Source organism: Priestia sp. 3CA3, assembly GCF_056836725.1.
Window position 1 is genome coordinate 1 of the sequence record NZ_JBXENJ010000039.1, and the last position, 1,237, is coordinate 1,237.

Here is a 1,237-nt window from a genome sequence, read left to right on the forward strand (position 1 = left end):
GGGACTGACCCCTAATTTCGAGACAGGGATCAAAACACCTTTTAAACAGCCAGTTTTCGGTATTGTACCGGTGACTGGTTGTTTAGTTTTGTTTGAATACGGATATGGTTATAATAAGTAATATAATTTTCGACGGTTTGTTCTACGATGGCAGTCGTAGTACATGTTAACTCGTCGAGGTAAAACGTTTCAGACTTTAGGATGGAATGAAACGATTCAATGGAGGCATTATCAGCTGGTGTCCCTTTACGGGACATACTCATGATGATGCCTCTTTCTTTGACTTTTTGTTGATACGCATAGGACGTGTAAACCGAACCTTGGTCGCTATGCAACGTACATCCTTCAGGCAAAGGAGGGAGTTGACTTAATGTATCTAAAACAAATTCTACGTTTTGGCAATCACCAATGGAGTACGCAATAATTTCCCCATTAAATAAATCTTGAACACTTGAAAGATACAACTGTTTGGGTCCAAAAGGCAAGTAGGTAATATCCGTAACTAGCTTTTGAAGAGGGCGCTCTGCTCGGAAATTACGGTTTAACACGTTTTCTACAACCTGATAAGGTTGTCCTGTTTGTTTCCGTTTTTTTCTTTTTACTCGGCATTGCCAACTGTATTTCTGCATAACACGCTGCACGGTTTTATGGTTGATATGCATGGTTTGATTGAGTAACGCTGTAATTTTTCGATATCCATATCGAAATTTATGGTTGCGGCACTGTTCACCAATTTTTCGTTCGATTCGTTTTTTTCTCTTCATTTCTTCTCGTTGCTCATTTTTCTGCCAACGATAATAAGTAGATCGAGGAACCCCTAGGCACTGACAGATTTGAGAGATCGGCAACTGCTTCTTTAATTCTTCCACTACATTCAATACAACTTCTCGTACCACTCCCTTTCCAATTCTTTGTACTTTTTTAACACGTCATTCTGTTGCTTTAAATATTGATTTTCAGCTTTTAACGTTGATAAAGCATCTTGAGAACGGGACCCCTTTTGATGGGTGTAGCTTTGCCCAACGGGCTGTGCTAAACGATAAGCTTCTCCATTTTTATGCCATCTCATCCATGTCTGAAGCTGCGTACGATTGCGAATCTGTAACGTGTCCATCACTTCTTTGACAGGAATTCCTGCCAATCTCATTTCAATTGCTTGTAATTTCACTTCTACTGGATAGCTTACTCTTGTCCCCATAGAAAAAACACCTCCAAGTTATTGTTAGGTACTACATAC

Annotated in this window: 1 protein-coding gene; it reads right to left on the minus strand. The window is 39.7% G+C overall.

The genetic code is table 11. The features are described 5' to 3' along the window. Positions 1-41 precede the first annotated feature (41 nt). Positions 42-1,198 (minus strand): IS3 family transposase gene (locus AC1VNJ_RS26810; RefSeq protein WP_325076394.1). Its coding sequence is split into 2 segments (ribosomal slippage): positions 42-925 and positions 925-1,198, totalling 1,158 coding nucleotides; the frame shifts between segments, so codons are not numbered across the junction. Positions 1,199-1,237: the final 39 nt, after the last annotated feature.